The 19,541-nt window shown below is 42.2% G+C and carries 13 protein-coding genes; 5 read left to right on the top strand and 8 right to left on the bottom strand.

All coding sequences use genetic code 11. The features are described 5' to 3' along the window. Positions 1-10: 10 nt before the first annotated feature. The 5 genes from KK060_RS05010 to KK060_RS05030 form a co-directional block, all read right to left on the bottom strand. Positions 11-1,483 carry a glutamate synthase subunit beta gene (locus KK060_RS05010; RefSeq protein WP_254152598.1) on the bottom strand — a complete coding sequence of 491 codons (1,473 nt, stop codon included), beginning with the start codon at positions 1,481-1,483 and terminating at the stop codon, positions 11-13. A gap of 55 nt (positions 1,484-1,538) precedes the next feature. Next, on the bottom strand, positions 1,539-6,080 hold the full coding sequence (gene gltB, locus KK060_RS05015) for a glutamate synthase large subunit (RefSeq protein WP_254152599.1): 4,542 nt from the start codon (positions 6,078-6,080) through the stop codon (positions 1,539-1,541). A 404-nt stretch (positions 6,081-6,484) separates the two neighbouring features. Next, positions 6,485-7,162, bottom strand: coding sequence for a tRNA (5-methylaminomethyl-2-thiouridine)(34)-methyltransferase MnmC2 (gene mnmC2 / locus KK060_RS05020; protein ID WP_254152600.1), 678 nt, complete (start codon positions 7,160-7,162; stop codon positions 6,485-6,487). Between the two features lie 37 nt (positions 7,163-7,199). Next, positions 7,200-7,679, bottom strand: a complete 480-nt coding sequence (gene ispF, locus KK060_RS05025; RefSeq protein ID WP_254152601.1) for a 2-C-methyl-D-erythritol 2,4-cyclodiphosphate synthase — start codon at positions 7,677-7,679, stop codon at positions 7,200-7,202. Positions 7,680-7,701: 22 nt separating this feature from the next. Further along, positions 7,702-8,943, bottom strand: coding sequence for a M16 family metallopeptidase (locus KK060_RS05030; RefSeq protein ID WP_254152602.1), 1,242 nt, complete (start codon positions 8,941-8,943; stop codon positions 7,702-7,704). Positions 8,944-9,066: 123 nt separating this feature from the next. On the opposite strand from KK060_RS05030, the gene KK060_RS05035 reads away from it, so the two are divergent. The 4 genes from KK060_RS05035 (at position 9,067) to KK060_RS05050 (ending at position 15,099) form a co-directional block, all read left to right on the top strand. Then, entirely contained in the window at positions 9,067-11,046 is a 1,980-nt protein-coding gene (locus KK060_RS05035; protein WP_254152603.1) for an alpha-ketoacid dehydrogenase subunit alpha/beta, read from the top strand. Positions 11,047-11,104: 58 nt separating this feature from the next. Further along, the gene (locus tag KK060_RS05040) at positions 11,105-13,849 is read left to right on the top strand and encodes a hypothetical protein (RefSeq protein WP_254152604.1); all 2,745 of its coding nucleotides are present in this window, start codon (positions 11,105-11,107) and stop codon (positions 13,847-13,849) included. Positions 13,850-13,855: 6 nt separating this feature from the next. Then, a complete protein-coding gene (ytxJ, locus tag KK060_RS05045) occupies positions 13,856-14,206 on the top strand; it encodes a bacillithiol system redox-active protein YtxJ (RefSeq protein ID WP_254152605.1) in 351 nt (116 codons plus the stop codon). A gap of 164 nt (positions 14,207-14,370) precedes the next feature. Next, positions 14,371-15,099 (top strand): hypothetical protein, encoded by a 729-nt coding sequence (locus tag KK060_RS05050; protein ID WP_254152606.1) that lies wholly within the window; start codon positions 14,371-14,373, stop codon positions 15,097-15,099. A gap of 25 nt (positions 15,100-15,124) precedes the next feature. On the opposite strand, the gene KK060_RS05055 is transcribed toward KK060_RS05050, so the two are convergent. Continuing rightward, positions 15,125-16,381, bottom strand: a complete 1,257-nt coding sequence (locus KK060_RS05055) for a chromate transporter (protein ID WP_254152607.1) — start codon at positions 16,379-16,381, stop codon at positions 15,125-15,127. A gap of 13 nt (positions 16,382-16,394) precedes the next feature. After that, a complete protein-coding gene (locus KK060_RS05060; RefSeq protein ID WP_254152608.1) occupies positions 16,395-17,369 on the bottom strand; it encodes an isopenicillin N synthase family dioxygenase in 975 nt (324 codons plus the stop codon). An 87-nt stretch (positions 17,370-17,456) separates the two neighbouring features. On the opposite strand from KK060_RS05060, the gene KK060_RS05065 reads away from it, so the two are divergent. After that, positions 17,457-18,188, top strand: coding sequence for a superoxide dismutase (locus KK060_RS05065; protein WP_254152609.1), 732 nt, complete (start codon positions 17,457-17,459; stop codon positions 18,186-18,188). Between the two features lie 2 nt (positions 18,189-18,190). On the opposite strand, the gene KK060_RS05070 is transcribed toward KK060_RS05065, so the two are convergent. Continuing rightward, positions 18,191-19,537, bottom strand: a complete 1,347-nt coding sequence (locus KK060_RS05070; RefSeq protein WP_254152610.1) for a peptidylprolyl isomerase — start codon at positions 19,535-19,537, stop codon at positions 18,191-18,193. Positions 19,538-19,541 lie beyond the last annotated feature (4 nt).

Here is a 19,541-nt window from a genome sequence, read left to right on the forward strand (position 1 = left end):
AAATTTTCAATTAAGCTATCTTTGCCATATTAAGAAAAGATTCATCTTTCGATTCAAGGTTAGATGAGCCCATCAACCAGGTATCAACTGCACGGGCTGCTTCTCTTCCTTCAGAAATTGCCCATACCACCAATGATTGACCTCTTCGGATATCTCCTGCAGCAAAGATTCCTTCCTGGCTCGTCATGTAGTTTTCAGTCTTAATATTGGTTCTCTCATCTAATTCGAGGTTCAGCTCTTCAACCATGCCCGACTTTTCAGCACCTGTAAACCCAATAGCAAGCAACGCAAGTTCACATGGCAAAACACGCTCAGTTCCTGCTATCTCTTCAAAACCCATTTTACCCTGCGCATTGACACCACACTTAATATCGACAACCTTCAAACCAGTCAGCCTGCCATTGTTATCGCCTAGAAACTCTTTAGTCAAAATAGCCCATTGGCGGTTCACACCTTCTTCATGTGATGAGGAAGTCATGAGTACCATCGGCCAGAGAGGCCATGGATTACTATCTGTTCTTTGCAAGGGGGGTTTAGCCAGTAGCTCTATTTGAGTAACACTTGCGGCACCCTGACGGTTAGAAGTGCCAACGCAGTCAGAACCTGTATCACCACCGCCTATTACCAATACATTTTTACCAGTTGCGAGAATATCGCCTGAAAAAATTTTATCACCCGCTACGCGCTTATTTTGCTGAGGAAGAAACTCCATTGCAAAATGAACACCTTTTAAACTTCTTCCTGGAATAGGAAGATCACGCGGTGCCGACGCCCCGCCACATATTACAACTGCGTCAAATTTTTTTTGTAGGTGTTGTGCGCTCACATTTACACCTACATGTGCATTTGTCCGGAATATAATTCCTTCCTGCTCCATTAGCCGTACTCTACGCTCAATCACTGACTTCTCTAATTTAAAGTCAGGTATCCCATAGCGTAAAAGTCCCCCTACCCTGTCACTGCGTTCAAAAACAGTTACCCAGTGTCCTGCCTTGTTAAGCTGTGCTGCTGCAGCAAGGCCAGCCGGGCCTGAACCTATAACTGCTACTCGCTTTCCTGTTCTGGTATAAGGGGGATTTGCCTTGATGTATCCTTTTTCAAAAGCAGTCTCCGCTATACTCTTTTCAATGTATTCAATAGTTACAGGTTTGTTGTTAATGCTTAACACACAACTTGCCTCACAAGGCGCAGGGCAAATTCTACCAGTGAATTCTGGAAAGTTATTGGTGCTGCTAAGAATCTGAATAGCTTCTTCCCAGCTACCGCGATAAACAGCATCGTTAAAGTCAGGAATGTTATTACCAAGCGGGCAACCATTGTGACAAAAAGGAACGCCACAATCCATACACCTTGCGGCATTTGTTTTCAGCTTTTCCTTCTCAAGAGGTACATATACTTCTTTGTAATCTTTTACTCTTTCTTTTGGATCGCGCAACGGAGGGTTCTCGCGATTATATTTCATGAAACCATCTACTTGTCCCATTGTAATTAATGTCTGTTGTTTAGTACGTGTTTAATTTAACTGAACTCCGCTTGCTTTATTTCAATACTGTAGCTGTTTCTAGCTTCAATGCGCTGGCAGCTTCTTTTTGTTTTTGAAGCACAGCCTTGTAATCCTGCGGCATTACTTTTACAAACAACTCAGACGCTACTTCCCAGTTCTCAAGGATCCATTCAGCAGGGTCACTTCCAGTATAATGGAAGTGGCGTTCCACCAAAGCCTTTACTTCTGCCTTGTCTTCGTCAGTTAATGTTTCTAGCTCAACCATGTCTTTATTGCAAAGACGCTCAAGTGCATGTTCTGTATCAAAAACATAAGCAATACCACCACTCATACCTGCGGCGAAATTTCTTCCTGTTTTACCAAGCACTACTACGCGTCCACCAGTCATATATTCACAAGCGTGATCCCCAACGCCTTCAACTACAGCCTTTACTCCGGAGTTACGCACGCAGAAACGCTCTCCTGCTTGCCCGCGGATAAAAGCTTCGCCGGAAGTAGCACCATAGAACGCCACATTACCGATAATGATATTATCTTCTGGTTTAAACGTTGCTTCTCTGTCAGGATAAACAATAAGTCTTCCTCCTGATAATCCTTTTCCAAAGTAATCGTTAGCCTCACCTTCAAGTTCAAACGTAACACCAGGCGCTACAAAAGCTCCAAAGCTTTGTCCTGCCGAGCCTTTAAAATTGAAGTGAATTGTATCTGGTGGTAATCCGGCAGCTCTGTATTTCTTAGAGATCTCGTTAGAAAGGAGTGCACCTACAGAACGATCTGTATTACGAATGATGAATCTGTTTTGTACCAGTTCTCCTTCTTCCAGTGCAGGCTTAGCAGCCTCAATAAGTTTCCAATCAAGAACTTTCTCAAGCTCAAAATCCTGCTCTATCTGCTTGTATACACCAATGTGTTCGCGTGGTGGTTCTCTATGAAGAATTGGAGAAAGGTCAAGTTTTTTAATCTTCCAATGATCGATATTTGTACGGAGACGTAATACATCCGTACGTCCTATCATTTCATTTACAGTTCTGAATCCAAGCTCTGCCATAATCTCGCGCAGGTCTTGTGCTAACAGATGGAAGAAGTTAACAACATCTTCCGGGTTACCTGTGAAAAGTTTTCTTAACTCAGAATCTTGAGTAGCAATACCCACAGGACATGTATTTAAATGACACTTGCGCATCATAATACAACCTTCAACAACAAGTGCTGCTGTTGCAACACCCCATTCTTCAGCACCAAGTAAAGCAGCGATTGCAATATCTCTTCCTGTACGAATCTGGCCGTCAGTCTGAAGCACTACACGGCTTCTTAAATTATTTTTAACCAATGTCTGGTGTGCTTCCGCAAGGCCGAGTTCCCAAGGCAACCCTGCATGGCGCATAGAGCTAATCGGAGACGCTCCTGTGCCTCCATCAGCACCAGAGATGAGAATTGCATCTGCTTTTGCTTTTGCAACACCCGCAGCAACGGTACCTACACCAGCTTGTGATACAAGTTTTACGTTGATGCGCGCCTGACGATTGGCATTCTTTAAATCAAAGATAAGCTGAGCCAAGTCTTCAATAGAATAGATATCATGATGAGGAGGAGGCGAAATCAAACCAACACCCGGTGTTGAGTGACGTACCCTACCAATCCATTCATCTACTTTATGACCTGGAAGCTGGCCGCCTTCACCTGGCTTTGCTCCCTGTGCCATCTTAATTTGAAGTTCATCGGCATTAGAAAGATAATGGCTTGTTACACCAAATCTTCCAGACGCCACCTGTTTTATGGCCGAACGCTCCCAGTCGCCATTCGCTTTCTTCTCAAAACGAATTTCATCCTCACCACCTTCACCGCTATTGCTCTTGCCTCCTATTCTGTTCATGGCAATTGCAAGGGTGCTATGTGCTTCATGAGATATAGAACCGAATGACATGGCGCCCGTAGCAAAGCGTTTAAAGATCTCTTCTACTGGTTCTACTTCATCAATCGAAATAGAATGACGTTTTTTGAATTCAAGCAGACCTCTTAAAGTAAATGCATCTCTTGTCTGATTGTTAATCTTTTCAGTATACTTTTTAAAGGTCTGATAATTTCTTGTCTTCGACGCATGCTGTAACAAGTGTATTACATCCGGGCTAAACAAGTGTTTCTCACCCCTTCGCTTCCATTGATAAATTCCACCAACTTGCAACGGAGAACTTTCATGCTTGTAAGCGAGTTGATGACGAACAAGAACTTCACGTGCAAGGTCATCGAATGACAAACCTTCAATACGGCTTATCGTACCTTTAAAGCATTTCTCTATTACTTCGCTTCCCAAACCTAATGCCTCAAATATCTGCGCAGATTGGTAAGACTGAAGCGTACTGATACCCATCTTTGACATGACCTTTAGCAATCCGTTACCAATTGCCTTTTGGTAATTAGCCCACGCCTGCTCATCAGTCATCGGTGTTTTGCTAAGCAAGCCCTGCTTGTTAAGAGAATGAATAGTCTCTAATGCCATATATGGATTAATAGCACTTGCACCATAACCAATAATGGTCGCAAAATGATGAACTTCCCAAACATCGCCAGCCTCTACCAGTAAACCTGCCTGTGTTCTTATTCTTTTCTCCACCAGGTAATGATGCACAGCACCTATTGATAACAAGGAAGGAATTGGTGCATAATCAGGACTTATCTTTTTATCAGAGAGCACAATAATTTTCTTTCCTGCACGAATTGCTTTCTCTGCCTCACTGCAAATTCTGTTCAGACTTTCTTCAAGTCTTCCCGGCTGACCATCAGCCTGAAACACGCATCGAATAATTGCATATTCATAACCATGAGCAGGAAGATGCTTTAGTTTCTCTAAATCAGCATTAAGAAGCACAGGCTGAGAGATGTGAATCTGCGCTGTATGCTGTGGTGTTTCTTCCAATACGTTTAAGCTCTGTCCTATTCTTGTAAAAAGAGACATTACCAATCGCTCGCGAATAGGATCGATAGGTGGATTACTTACTTGAGCAAAATGTTGTTTAAAATAATTCGAGATATGTCTGCTCTCTTTTGATAACACAGCAAGTGGTGTATCATCACCCATAGACCCAATGGCTTCATATCCTTTCTCTGCCATTGGTGTGATAATGGTACGAATATCCTCAGCAGAATAACCATAGGCATTCTGTCTCTGGTTTAATGTCTTGTCGTCAAAACTCTCCTCATACCATTCTTGCTCAGGCTCAAGTCTTAACTTTAAACGATTTTGAATAATCCAGTTGTAGTAAGGTTTACCTTCATATACACTGCGTTTTACTTTTTCGTCGTCAAGTACTTTACCTTGTTCAAGGTCTACAAGCATCATCTTACCTGGAGTAATACGGCCCTTCTCAAGAATATCTTTCGGATCAACCGGAAGCGCTCCTGCCTCTGATGCCATTACAATCTTTCCAGAACGGGTAATGTAATAACGCAGGGGCCGAAGACCATTTCTATCAAGTGTTGCACCAATACGTACACCATCTGTAAACACCAATGCCGCAGGTCCATCCCATGGCTCCATCATTGAAGCATGGTACTTATAGAATGCCTTCCTGTGCGGATCCATCAGCTTGTTATCCTGCCATGCTTCAGGCACAAGCATCATCATTACGTGTGGTATACTTCTTCCTGCAAGCACCAGCATCTCGATCATTGCATCAAGATTGGCTGAATCAGAACCATCCGCTACTGTAATAGGCAGAAGCATTTTCATTTCCTCATCTGTAAACAAGGAGGATTTGAACATGGCTTCTTTTGACTTCATTTTATTTACGTTACCACGAATGGTATTAATTTCACCATTATGGGCCACATAACGGAAAGGCTGCGCAAGTTTCCAGTTAGGGAAAGTATTGGTTGAAAAGCGTGAGTGAACTAACGCAATGGCAGTGCGTAATCTCGGATCCTGAAGATCGAAGAAATATTTTCGTAACTGCTCCGTGCGTAATTGTCCCTTATAGACTATGGTTTTTGTTGAAAAGCTTGTGATGTAAAATTCTTTATTACTTCCTTTTACCTCTTTGCAAACTTTGTGAGATGTATAATTTCTGAGAACAAAAAGTTTGCGCTCCAACGCATCATCTGTTATCTCATCATTTTTTGATTTAACAAATACCTGTTCAATGTTCGGCTCTACTTCAGCCGCACCCGGCCCTGGTACACTATGATCTACAGGTACACCCCTGTAACCAATCAGCTCCAAACCCAACGCCGTAATGTTCTTCTTGAGAACTTCACGGCAAGCATTAGTTACTTTCTTATCACGTGGGAAGAATACCATACCTACTCCGTATTTCCCGCTGGCAGGAAGTTCGAATCCAAGGCGAGCTGCTTCCTCACATAAAAATTCATGGGGTAATTGAATAAGAACACCTGCTCCATCTCCTGTTTTAGCATTGCATCCTCTGCCTCCGCGATGCTCCATATTCTCTAACATTGAAAGTGCATCGCGCAAAACAGAATTGGTCCTGGTTCCGTTAATGTTGGCTATAAACCCGATTCCACAAGCATCGTGCTCTAGCTCTGGCGTGTACAAACTGCGGCTGGTTGTTGTTTTTTTCATCTTTTAACTTCTGGTGGCGTAAGGTAAATGGCCATTTCTGACCAAATTAATTTCTGAATTTACGAAAGATGCACCTGAAATATTTGATAGGACCTAAGCAAGCCCGAATTTTTCCATATTTTTTACATTTTCGGCAGAATAGTATTAAAAATAAAAAACGTTAACGATTGCAAGGTCGCAGAATTCTAATGCCTTTGTAAGGTTTCATTTCAAATAGTCCAGCTTCTATTTGAGACGCTTTTGTGAGAATATTGCTCATAGCTGCCACTTTGTCCTGATTTAGCAATCGAGGGAGTACTCAAAACTTAGGGCGAAGCTAGGACGGAGCCAGGTTAGAGGAACAAAAGTCGATTAAAGCTGCTATTCTGGCAGCATTATCTAGAGGAAATACGATCTCGTTCTTGTTATAATGTGCGCTTTGTAGCCCGTACCATTTCCTTTTTGCCCGGAGGGCCCGGTAAGGTTTCTACCTCTAAACCAATACTTTTTAAGTCGCGCTTCAGTTGTCCTTTGGCGCAATAAGTTACAAATACGCCATTATAAGCTAAAGATGCAGCTACCTTTTCTAGAATGGCAGGTGCCCACATTTCACGCTGTTTATTGGGTGCAAAGGCATCAAAATAAACCAGGTCATAGCTTTCTGGCTGCAGTACTGTCTGCTCAAGAAAAGCACTTAGCTTTTTCAATTTAAATTGAGGTACGATCTCAATGTCTTCATTCCATGCACAGGCGTGGATCTTATGGAAATATTCATAAAGTCCTGGCACTTCGGCATAATTTAGCTTTTCCCAGATGGACCTTTCAAGCGGAAAAGCTTCAATAGAAGTATATTTAACTTCAATCGCCGATTTAACTACTTGCTGTAGGGTTAACAAGGCATTCAGTCCGGTCCCAAAGCCCACTTCAAAGATCCGTAACTGTTTTTGATCTATCTTATTTAAAAGGTGATGAAATCCATTGTTTATAAAAACATGGTTCGACTCCTGAATGGCCCCATGCTGCGAGTGATAGGTTTCATTAAGCTGTACGTTAAGCAAGGAGTTAGAACCATCTGCGGTAACAATAAATTTTATATCATCCAATGTAGTTGTTCTTTTTATAGATAGAATTCTACTCCATTTACTTCTTACTGATCAACGCCACAGCATAAGCATTTACACCCTCCTGTCTGCCTACGTAGCCCAACGTTTCATTGGTGGTTGCCTTAATGGATACGTCACCTTCCGTCACATTCATTAATGGTGCAAGTATCTTCTTCATCTCTTCAATGTGCGGATTTACCTTTGGCTTTTCCAGGGTAATAGTGCAATCAACATTCTCTATCTGCCAACCTTCTTTCGAAAGCATTTCCGTTACCGTTTTCAAAAAGAACTTACTGTCCATTCCCTTCCAGCGATCATCTTTATTTGAAAAATGAAAGCCGATATCCCTCATGTTTGCAGCACCAAGAAGCGCATCACATATAGCATGGATTAATACATCTGCATCTGAATGCCCCACCGCTCCCTTTCCTGAAGGAAGCTTGATCCCCCCTAAATAGAAATCGCGACCTTCTTCTAACTGGTGTACATCGAAACCCATGCCTACACGAATTTTCATAAGTATAAAGTATAAAGAAAAGCTAGTTATTTTTCGCTTGGTAATACATCACACTTGCATTTGCGTCTTGTAAGACATCTGCAGCTACTCGTTTAATATCCTCAGTAGTCACGGCTTTTATCTGCGGGCCTTCCTGGTTAACAAGATCTGCATTTCCTGAAAGTTTGGCGAAAGCCAGGTTCATTGCCCTGTTCATCACCTCAACTTCACCAAATTCCAATGTTGAATAGGCCTGATTCTTCACTTTCTCCAACTCCTCCTCCTCGACACCATTAGCCACAACGTCTTTAAGTATAGCATCAACTTCGGCTTCTGCGTCTTTAAGATCAATACCGTTTTTAACTCGGCCATTAATTACCAGCAATCCAGGATCAATGGTTCCCATCACAAAAGAAGATATAGAAGTGAAGATCTCTTTTTCCTTTACAAGCTTCTGATATAATCTGCTCGAGTAGCCACGGCTCAACACATCGCTAAGCAGATCTATCGCGTAATAATCCTGGTGAAAACGGCCAGGCATATGGTATGATTTATATAATGCACTTGCCGGTACATCAGCTTCTACTTCGAGCACGCGCTTCTGTTGCTGACGAGGTTCTTCCGGCAGTATTCTGTGTTTTTTCTTCCCGGAAGAAATGTCGCCAAACCACTTTTGCGTAAGTTTCTTTACTTGATCAACGGTCACATTACCCGCGACAACAAGAATAGCGTTTGAAGGATTGTAATGTTCGAAAAAGAAGTTCCGAACATCATCCATAGTAGCATTTTCAATATGACTGATCTCTTTACCAATGGTTGCCCATTGATACGGGTGAACTTTATAAGTTAAAGGCCTCAGCTTTAACCATACGTCGCCGTAAGGCTGATTTAAATAGCGTTGTTTAAATTCTTCAATAACAACCTTTCTTTGAACTTCCAGCACTTCAGGATCAAAAGAAAGACTCAGCATTCTATCAGACTCAAGCCAAAAGCCAGTTTCAAGATTTGCAGCAGGAACCGTCAGATAATAGTTCGTAATGTCTGTATTTGTAAAGGCATTGTTCTCACCGCCCACCATCTGCAGAGGTTCGTCATAATTTGGAATGTTCACCGACCCCCCGAACATCAGGTGCTCAAATAAATGAGCAAAACCCGTTTTATCAGGATTTTCATCCCGCGAGCCTACATCGTACAGAATATTTAATACGGCTATCTGAACCGTGTGGTCTTCGTGCACAATCACCCTTAACCCATTACCCGTCGTAAATTCTTCAAACTTTATCATATGGCTCCAAAGTAAATGAGATTTTCTTGATATCTAAATTCTGCAAGCCGGTACTTTAAATACCGGAGCCACCGAAACAACCTATTACTAACATTTATAACTTGCACATGGTTTATTACACCTATGAATTTTAATCGCAAACAGTATAGTAATCAGGTACTTCAGGAATTATATGAGGGCCTGGTGAGACCCAGGATGATTGAAGAAAAAATGCTCATCCTTCTGCGGCAAAACAAGATTAGCAAGTGGTTTAGCGGCATTGGCCAAGAAGCTATTTCCGTAGGATTAACATTAGCGCTGCATGAGGATGAATACATACTGCCGATGCATCGGAATTTGGGGGTGTTCACGTCACGGAAGATGCCTTTTGAAAGATTGTTTGCTCAGTGGCAAGGAACGATGATGGGATATACAAAAGGCCGCGATCGCTCCTTTCATTTTGGCACAAACGAGTACCACATTGTAGGAATGATCTCTCACCTTGGGCCTCAAAATGGTGTCGCTGATGGCATTGCCTTGGCTTCCAAACTTAAAAAGGAAAATAAAGTTACAGCAGTCTTTAATGGCGATGGCGGCACCAGTGAAGGCGATTTTCATGAAGGTGTAAATGTTGCTGCCGTATGGGATCTTCCGCTCATCTTTATTATCGAAAACAATGGTTATGGATTATCTACGCCAAGCGCTGAGCAGTTCCGGTGTGCAAGTTTTGCTGATAAAGGAATAGGTTACGGAATAGAGGCAGTAAGCATTGACGGAAACAACGTGCTTGAAGTTTATGATACAATAACAAGGCTTGCAGAATCATTAAGAAAAGAACCAAGACCAGTACTTGTAGAATGCAGAACCTTTCGCATGCGCGGACATGAAGAAGCCTCAGGTACCAAATACGTTCCTCAACAATTAATGGATGAATGGGCCAGGAAAGATCCTCTTGAGAACTACGAAAAATATCTTGTTGAACAAGGTGTAATTGACAAGGCATTTATTGAATCACTACGAAATAAGATTAAAGCAGAAATTGAATCAGGATTACAAATTGCTTTTGAAGAGCCCTATCCCAACGCAGATACTGCTCTGGAAATTGCTGATGTTCATGCCCCCCACAACCAGGTTGTCACTAAACCCATAAGCGATAAGAAAACAGAAAAGCGATTTATAGATGCCATCAGCGATGGCCTTCGTCAAAGCATGGACCGCTTTGATAACCTTGTACTGATGGGGCAGGACATAGCTGAGTACGGTGGAGTTTTCAAGATCACAGACGGATTCGTAAGTAGGTTTGGGAAAGAAAGAGTACGCAATACACCGCTATGTGAATCTGCCATCGTAGGTGCTTCACTGGGGCTCTCCATAAAGAACATGAAGGCCATGGTTGAAATGCAGTTTGCAGATTTTGTTACAGAAGGCTTCAATCAGATTGTAAACAATCTTGCCAAAGCACATTGGAGGTGGGGTCAACACGCAGATGTTGTAGTACGAATGCCAACTGGGGCCGGAACTGCAGCAGGTCCTTATCACTCGCAGAGTAATGAAGCGTGGTTTTTCCATACCCCTGGGTTAAAGATTGTTTATCCTTCCAATCCTTATGACGCCAAAGGCCTTTTATGTGCTGCATTGGAAGACCCGAATCCTTACCTGTACTTCGAGCATAAGTTTTTATATCGCTCTGTGAAAGATGTTATTCCCGCTGACTATTATACAGTTGAAATTGGCAAAGCCAACCTTATCGCTGAGGGCTCTGATCTTTCAATAATTACCTACGGAATGGGTGTTCATTGGGCGCAGGAAATTATGGCCTCCCTGCCTGATGTAACCGCGGATATATTAGACCTGAGAACGTTATTGCCCTGGGATAAGGAAGCGGTTGAGGCTACAGTTAAAAAGACTAATCGTGTATTGATTTTACATGAGGATATTTTAACAGGAGGTATAGGAGCAGAAATCAGTGCCTGGATCAGCGAGCACTGTTTTAAATATCTTGATGCCCCAGTTTTAAGGGAAGCCGGCCTGGATACTCCCATACCTTTTGCCCCTACTTTAGAACAGAATTTTCTTCCAAAAGGCAGGGTAAAGTCACGTATTGAAGAGTTACTTAAATTTTAATTATCTTAGCCTGTTTCCCTGTATATTTTTGAGGGGAAATAAACGTTATATCTCCGCTATGTTCAAAACCTTTATGAAGATTGCTGGCCTGGCTATTTTGCTGCTTTTGCTGGTCAATACTTCATGGGCACAAAATTCAAAAGGAGACAGACCTCAGAATGATAGGGGAGCACGTTTTAGCAAATCTGATAAGAAGAATAAGTCTGTCAAAAGAAAACAGGACAAAAAGAGAACTACCTACTTAAAATCTTACAAGCCGCGTAAACAGGGTAAGGGAGGAGAACAAGCCGGGAAACCAATGGGTAACATCCGGAGTAGTGAACCTTCCGATAGACAAAAACCTGTGCGTTCTGGCAGGCGTGTAAGACCCGAATCAGCAAGTGGCAAAACCAGTAATGTTTTCCGCCAAAATGATCATCGCTTCGTCCATAACAATTCCAGGAAGCCCAAAAGCGAACAAAAGCCAGTCTCCAACAGGAGTACTTTAGCGCGTTTAGAAAAGCTTCAAACTCCAGAAAAACCTCCAGGTAGAAAAATCAGAGTTACACCACGTTCTGCCTCCAGGTCTTTTACCGCTAGAAAAAGTACCAATGTGATGGCTCATTATTCCAGGCCACGTCAGCGTGCTGAGAAAGCTTACACAAGAGATATTGCTGGCAGAAAACTGAGAACCAAAAACTTCGAGACAAAAAGACCTACTATTTCTGTCATAAGCCGAGGCAAAAAATTATCAAGATCGGGCAAAGGCCGAACTGCAGTAGGAAGTGAACGAAATGGAAGATTCAGAAATTATTCTTCGAGAGCCCGCAGCTCCTCTAATCCCTATCCGCCATCAGGCACATCGGTAAGAACTTCCTCAGGAAGACCCCACGCAGGAGTGCGATCACGTTCCAATAAATCCATCTTTTCTGGAGCAAGCGCTGTCAGAAGTCAGGGGAACCCCAGAGGCAAAAAAAGAAAGGTTACACCGCGTTCAGCATCAGGTTCATTTATTGCCAGAAGAAGCACCAATACCTGGGCACAATTTCCAAGGCCAAAACGTAGAAGCGAAAGGGCTTATACAGGAGACATTGCTGGGAAACCCCTGAGAACAAGAAATTATGAAACGCCTAGACCTGGTCTTATTAATCAGCCTAGAAGGATAAAAACCGGGATAAGACAAGATCGGCCTTATAGAGGACCTGCGTCGGGAGGATATTCATCGAGAACGAAACCAGGTGAAAGAGCATGGCAGGGAGACATTGCCGGGAGATCAATCAGAGGTATTAAGAAACCGAAGCACGACACCGCAGGCAAACGAGTAGGCCCTGGCATAAGAAGCGCTTCAAATCTGGGTAAAACAAGAGCAGGAAGAGCAATTCCAGGCACGAGACCGGGAATAGGAGCGAATGGAATAGGAGGGTTTAAGGGGAACTTAAGAGGCGGACGACCCTTAAAAGGTGGCGGAAGTGTTAGCGGAAGGCTTTGGAACAACAAGGAAACGCCATTAAATGGTAGAACCCCTGGAATTGGTGCCGACAAAATAGGAGGCTTTCAGGGCAATATTAAATCAAAAAGACCAGGCAAAGGTGGAGGAAGTGTGAGTGGCAAGCTTTGGAATAATAACGGATCTCCTGTCCATGGAAGAGTTCCCGGCAGAGGCGCTGAGCATGTTGGAAACTTTCAGGGGAATATAAAAACACAGAGGCCGGATAAAGGAGGAGGAAGCGTAAGCGGTCAACTTTGGAACAACAAGGAAAAACCGTTGTTGGGGCGAGTGCCTGGCGTAGGAGCCGACAAGGTTGGCGATTTCCAGGGGAATATTAAAAATAGAAGACCTGATAAAGGAGGGGGCAGTGTGAGTGGCAAACTCTGGAACAACAAAGAAAAGCCCATTGAGGTGAGGATGCCTGGTGAGGGAACACAGCGGGGAGGAAAATTTGGTGGTGACATCAGAATCTCAAGGTTCAAAAAGGCCTACATTAAAAATCCCAATGCCGCAGAAGAAGCAATGGCCAAAAGACGTCCTTCAAAACCGGTATATCAGGAGGGTGGCCTACAGGTAAAAGTAGCCAGAAGGCCTTACGTGAAGAACGATAATTCAGCTGAACTGGCACTAAAGAAATTAAAGCCTACTGAGAGTACAATTGCAGCAGGTGGTCTTCAAACTAAGGTAGGCCGGAGAAGCTACGTTACAAATGATAATTCATCCGAATTAGCACTTAAGAAACTCAAACCTTCCCAGGCAGCACTTGCAACCGGTGGCCTGCAGACTAAAGTACGAACAAGACGTTACATTATTAACCCAAATTCATCTGAATTGGCATTGAAAAAATTGAAACCAACAGAAGCTACCATTGCGACAGCAGGCCTGCAAAACAAGGTTGCAAGAAGGCGTTATGTTAAAAACCCTAATTCTGCAGAACTTGCTTTATTAAAATTACAGCCTACAAAGACAACGCAACAGGCAGGTGAATTACAGGTTAAGGTGAAGCAATACAAATACATTCATAATAGAAGCAGTAATGAATTTACTTTGAAAGTTCGTGAACCAGGTAAGGCATTTGCACGTGCTACTGATTACCAGGGCAATATTCGCATGCAGAAATTTAGATTGTTTGATAAAAATCGTGAATTACATCCCGATGCCCGGTTCGTCAAAATCAACAAAAACAATGTAGCTGAGGAAAAAGATGCCGCAACGAACTTAAAGCTATGGTGGGCGCGTTTATTTAAGAAAAACGAAACACAGCCCGATCACCTGAAAGAAAAAGGCAAAAAACCAAGGTATGACAAAGGTGAGGCTGGTTTGTGGTATGATTAAAGAATTATGAACTGGATTGAGCTTACAAACCCCGGACAATTAGAAGAAATCAAGAAAATGTCAGAAAATACACCTATTCTGATATTCAAACACAGCACGCGTTGTTCTACAAGCCGCATGGCTTTAGACAGGCTTGAAAGAAACTGGAATCAGCATGAGATGACAGATATAAAGCCTTTCTTTCTCGACCTGCTCTCTTACCGCCAGATCTCAAATCTTATTGCAGACCAATTTGGCATTCAACATGAATCTCCACAGGTACTAGTCATCTCAAAAGGGCAATCTGTCTTGGATTTGTCACACTTTGAGATTGAATATGACCAGATCAAGAAAAAAGTAAAGGAAAAGGTATCCTGATATCTGCAAGGGACTTAAAATAAATCGCGTAAAATAGCCTCCACGAGCACTAGATTGAGTTTGCTAAAAAAATCTACGCTTCAAAAGCTTTTGGAATAAGTTTTTACGTTATGTTTTGAACTCCCCAGATAAAGTTTAAATTTAGACTTAAGTTTACCGACAGGATGAAGGGACTTTACAAATTTTCCGGCTTATTAATCGCTCTCCAGATCGTAGTCTTCTGCTCGTTTGCTCAAACACAAGACAGTTATGAATACCAATCCGAGTTTACCTGGGGTATCAATAAAAATACGTATGGTGGTTTAATTGGTGGTTTTGTATTCAAGAAGGCACACAAGCTCAGTGATAAAGTTCTTGAAACTTTTGGGCTCGAATTGATGAACGTAAAACATCCTCAGGAGGTAAGACAAAACTCTAATCAAACTGGCAACTTCTACATCTACGGAAAAAGTAACTACTTGTATGCAGTAAGATTGCAATATGGTCGCGATCTCATCCTTTTTAAGAAAGCTCCCCAACAAGGAGTTGAAATAAAAGCTGTAACTGCTATTGGCCCGACTATAGGTGTGGTAGCACCGTATTATGTAGAACATGCTTCAGACGGTGGTTTTGTTACAATCAGAGAACAATATAATTCAAGTATAGACCCTAGCTCGATTTATGGGCCTGGTCGTTTGTTTGAAGGTCTTGGCGAATCTAAACTTCAGCTTGGTGCTAATTTAAAAGCTGCATTAAATTTTGAATTAGGTACCACTAAAAACCAGGTAACAGGTTTTGAGGCAGGCTTTCTACTCGATGCCTACGCTAATAAAGTAATCCTTGTTCCTACAGCTAAAAACTACTCTATATATCCAACTCTTTTCCTTACGCTCTTTTACGGAGGAAGGAAATAACTGAACCTTACCCTCACGTTATTTGCTATCGAACCAGGAAACCCATAATTAAACCACCCAGAATAATAAGCGGTGAAGGTACCTTTGTAAAAACCAGTAGACAAAAGGTGGCAATCGTAACACTAAAGTTCAAGAATGTATTTTCCAGAGGTTGAAATAAAATAATAGCAGAAGCTGCAACTAACCCGGCACTCGCTGCAGTAATGCCTTCGAGCGAAGCCCTCACAGCGCGATACTGTTTAAAGTTCTCCCAGAAACGAATTACGAAAAATATCAAGAATGTTCCAGGAAGGAAAATTCCCATTGCAGACATAAATGCACCAAGTATCTCTCCGCCAAATCCGAAATCTCTGGCAGAAAGTGCACCAATGTAAGCGCTGAAAGAAAACACTGGGCCCGGAAGTGCCTGGGCTACCGCATAGCCCGAAAGGAATTCGTGGTGTGAGATTGGATGGTGAAGGGGTTTAGGGGCGTACTGCCTTTTAATTTTTGACTTCAACTCGAGAACCTTGCTATCGGTGTCTGGTTCGTTTTGAGCCTCAACAAATTCAGTGTACAGCAGCGGCGCCAGTACCTGGCCTCCACCAAAGATAAGACTTCCGTTGCGGTAAAAGTTTTCAAACAATTTAACAGGAAGAGCTTTAGTTACCCCTCCCAGTACCGCAGCAAAAATCAATACACCTGCCCACAGAGAAAAGTTAGACCAGTCTATATTTAATTTCTTCTTTTCCTCCTTAGGTTGAGCCCTGTACTTCAATGCGGTAATAAGTCCGGCACAAAGAATGATTATAGGAAAAATAAATGGGGTTTGAATGAAATAAGAAAGCACGGCTGCAACTACCATCAATACTACACCAGTTCTGGTTGTAACCGTTTTTAGACTTATCATGTAGGCGCCATAACTTACAAAACCAACTGCCATTGGCTGAATAAATTTAGTAAACTCTATAGACCAGTGTTTTTCCTGAATGCTACTCATAACAATGGCTGCAGCAGTCATGATGGTAACGGCGGGCATTATCCAAACAAGAAGCGTGAGGTAAGCCAGGTTAGGGCCTCCAATTCTAAAACCGATAGCCGTGAGCGTCTGCGTAGAAGCAGGGCCAGGCAAAATCTGGCATAGTGAATTAAGCTCCATCAACTCTTCTTCAGAAAGGTATTTCCTTTTCTGAACAAGTATCTTTTGAAAATGAGCAAGGTGAGCCTGAGGGCCTCCAAAAGTTGTAAGCGCTAACAATAATACATCTCTCAAGAAAAGATAATATCTGATGCGCTGTGTCAATTTCTTGCTAGCCTTATTTCTTCTTTAATCCAATTTCAGCAAGACGTTGATCAAGAAATTCGCCAGCCGTTATATCGTCCCATCGCTTAGGGTTATCTTGAGTAATGCATTGAGGAAGTGCTGAAAGACTCATTTCAGAACGTGGATGCATGAAAAATGGAATGGAAAAGCGAGGTGTATTCATCAACTCTCTTGGAGGATTTACAACACGATGAATAGTTGACTTAAGCGTTTTATTGGTCAGACGTTCGAGCATGTCACCAACGTTCACCACCAATTGCTCGGGAAGAGCCGTGATTGGTATCCATTTTCCATCTCTTCTTAACACCTGTAGTCCATCAGCGCTTGCACCCATCAATAGCGTAATAAGATTTATGTCTCCATGTTCTGCAGCTCTCACTGCATCAGCAGGAACTGCATCAGGATTATCAATAGGATAATAATGAATAGATCTAAGTATACTATTTCCATTTCTAATTTTGTCGTCGAAGTAATTCTCGGGCAGGTTGAGATATAACGCAATGGCACGAAGCATATAGGTGCCTGTTTTCTCAAGGGCTTTATAAACCTCAACCGCTACAGACTTAAACTCCTCCACTTCGGCAGGCCATACGTTAGCGGGGTATCCCTCCTTCTTTAACTCTGTTTCTGGCAACTCCTGGCCTACGTGGTAAAACTCTTTAAGATCTCCAGTGTTTCTTCCCTTAGCATGCTCTTTCCCTTTTCCAACATAGCCGCGTTGCCCCGCAAGATCGTTTCTTTCGTATTTCTTCTTAACCTCATCTGGCAGCGAGAAGAATTTCTTTATCGCAGCATAAAGTCTTTGCTGCATATCATCACTGAGAAAGTGATTTTTAATAGCTACAAATCCAATGTTATTATAGGCTGAACCAAGATCCTGAACAAACTTATCTTTTTTCGATTTATCACCTCCGTAGAACAACTCAAGGTCAAGAGACGGTACTTCGTCGTATAATATTTCTTGCATAGGTCAGCTGGTTTAAGAGTCCCTGCAAGCTAAATATTTTTGGCTAAATTAGCCCTAGCTAACACACATGATTCTTAAAGTATCATTATGAAAAATTCCAGAAGAGATTTTATAGAAAAAGCCTTAAAGGTAGCAGCTATTACGACAGTCGGTGTTCCTTTTGTTAACACAATTGGGAAAGCAGCAATTGCTGATAATAACAACACACAATCAGCAACCGCGCTCCAATTTAGCCAGGTAAAACTTCCCTATGAGTACAATGCGCTGGAACCGTACATTGATGCTCAAACCATGGAACTTCACTATAGCAAGCATCACAGCACATATGTTAAAAATGTTAACGAGGCGATCGCCGCTGAAAAGGTAACAGCAGCATCAGAAAAGGACTTTTTTGCGAAAGCCGCCAAACTATCAGCAAAACTAAGGAACAATGGTGGCGGTGCATGGAATCATAACTTCTTCTGGATGGTGATGAAGCCTGGTTCAAACAATACACCTTCCGGAAAAGCATTGGAAGCAATCAATAATTCATTTGGATCATTTGATAAATTCAAGGAACAATTCACCCAGGCAGCACTAAACCGGTTTGGTTCGGGATGGGCATGGCTTGTTGCTGATGGGAGTAAATTAAAAATAGGATCTACCCCTAATCAGGATAATCCACTAATGGATGTTTCTGAAATTAAAGGAACGCCAGTACTTGCTCTGGATGTTTGGGAGCACGCCTACTACCTCAAGTATCAAAACAAGCGCAATGAGTATATCGCTAACTGGTGGAATGTTGTTAACTGGGAAGAAGTTGCAAAACGCCTTGCATAAACTTAATCCCTGACTATTCCGCAGAAGTCATAATTCTGGTCGATGTTAATGAAAACATCGGCCTTTGCTTTTTCAAACCACTTCTGAAGAATTCTATTTTTCTTCTCATTTAAAGTTGCCGCCTGAATTCTGTGCCAGTCTTCTTCCAGAGAAGCTATATGAGGCGGAATTCTGGATTTGTAATACAGGATTCGAACAGCATTTTTACCATCATCGGTGCGATAGGCTACTGGTTTTGAAATATCTCCAACCTTCATTGAGTCTATTTTAAAGAAGACCACCGGGTCAAGTTCATCAACGGTTAATTTTGTGCCGCCGTCAGGATCGGAAAAGAAACCTCCATTACCTTTCGTTGGTACATCATCTGAAAATTCTTTTGCAGCTTTTTGAAAGGTTAAACTATCATTCACTATAAGAGTACGGATACTATCCAAAAAATGGGTGACGTCCTGCAAATCTTTGGCAGACGGCTCAGGAGAAATCAAAATATGTCTTGAATTATATTCATTACCTCTTCTCTCAATCAACTGCATGATATGCATCCCGAATGCAGACTCGAAAGGCATTGAAATTTCGCCAGGTTTAAGTTTAAACGCCATCGCTTCAAACTCTGGAACCATTCTCCCTCTTGCTGACCAACCCATCTCACCGCTATTTGATAAGGCGCTGGGGTCATCAGAAAATTCTTTTGCCAATGCTCCGAAACTCTCTCCTGCAAGTATGCGTGAGCGTATATCCAATAATTGATTCCTTGTTTTCTGTTTTTGTTCGTTGCTAACCTTAGCAATTTTCACGATTTGTGCTACTTCAACAGAAGCAGAGAAGTATGGCAAACTATCCTTAGGAATCTTGTTAAAAAACTTCTTAACTTCTGAAGGAGTTACAGCAATGCCACTGGTAATAGTTTCCTCCATCTTAGAAACAACCATCTGTTCGCGAATCTGATCTCTCAATTCATTGCGGATTTGCTCTAATGTTTTTCCATACAATCCTTCAAGCTCATCTACCGTTCTGCCCGATTGCGCCAGAATAACATCCATCCTCCGCTGTGTATTAGCATCTACTTCTGCGTCCAATACCACAACTGAATCTATTTCTGCCTTAGCAAGCATAAGTTTATTTCTCACAAGCATCGCAAGGTATTGGCATCTTGTCTCCATGGAAGGACTTCCGCCGTTGGCAAGGTAATCCTGATAAACTTTTTCAAGATCTGACTTCAATACAATGTAGTTATCAACCTTGGCAATAATTTCATCAACAACAAAGCCCTGGTTTTCCTGGGCAAAAAGCCGCGATGAAAGTACCACCAATAGTACCATGATATAAATTCTTCTCAGTATTGTCGTCATACAA

It is taken from the genome of Chryseosolibacter indicum, assembly GCF_018598585.1.
Taxonomy (GTDB): domain Bacteria; phylum Bacteroidota; class Bacteroidia; order Cytophagales; family Cyclobacteriaceae; genus Chryseosolibacter; species Chryseosolibacter indicus.

Excerpts from the sequence above, each read along its gene's own strand:
- KK060_RS05010 (WP_254152598.1), bottom strand. The coding sequence starts at position 1,483 with ATGGGACAAGTAGATGGTTTCATGAAATATAATCGCGAGAACCCTCCG.
- gltB (WP_254152599.1), bottom strand. The coding sequence starts at position 6,080 with ATGAAAAAAACAACAACCAGCCGCAGTTTGTACACGCCAGAGCTAGAG.
- ispF (WP_254152601.1), bottom strand. The coding sequence starts at position 7,679 with ATGAAAATTCGTGTAGGCATGGGTTTCGATGTACACCAGTTAGAAGAA.
- KK060_RS05030 (WP_254152602.1), bottom strand. The coding sequence starts at position 8,943 with ATGATAAAGTTTGAAGAATTTACGACGGGTAATGGGTTAAGGGTGATT.
- KK060_RS05035 (WP_254152603.1), top strand. The coding sequence starts at position 9,067 with ATGAATTTTAATCGCAAACAGTATAGTAATCAGGTACTTCAGGAATTA.
- KK060_RS05040 (WP_254152604.1), top strand. The coding sequence starts at position 11,105 with ATGTTCAAAACCTTTATGAAGATTGCTGGCCTGGCTATTTTGCTGCTT.
- ytxJ (WP_254152605.1), top strand. The coding sequence starts at position 13,856 with ATGAACTGGATTGAGCTTACAAACCCCGGACAATTAGAAGAAATCAAG.
- KK060_RS05050 (WP_254152606.1), top strand. The coding sequence starts at position 14,371 with ATGAAGGGACTTTACAAATTTTCCGGCTTATTAATCGCTCTCCAGATC.
- KK060_RS05060 (WP_254152608.1), bottom strand. The coding sequence starts at position 17,369 with ATGCAAGAAATATTATACGACGAAGTACCGTCTCTTGACCTTGAGTTG.
- KK060_RS05065 (WP_254152609.1), top strand. The coding sequence starts at position 17,457 with ATGAAAAATTCCAGAAGAGATTTTATAGAAAAAGCCTTAAAGGTAGCA.
- KK060_RS05070 (WP_254152610.1), bottom strand. The coding sequence starts at position 19,537 with ATGACGACAATACTGAGAAGAATTTATATCATGGTACTATTGGTGGTA.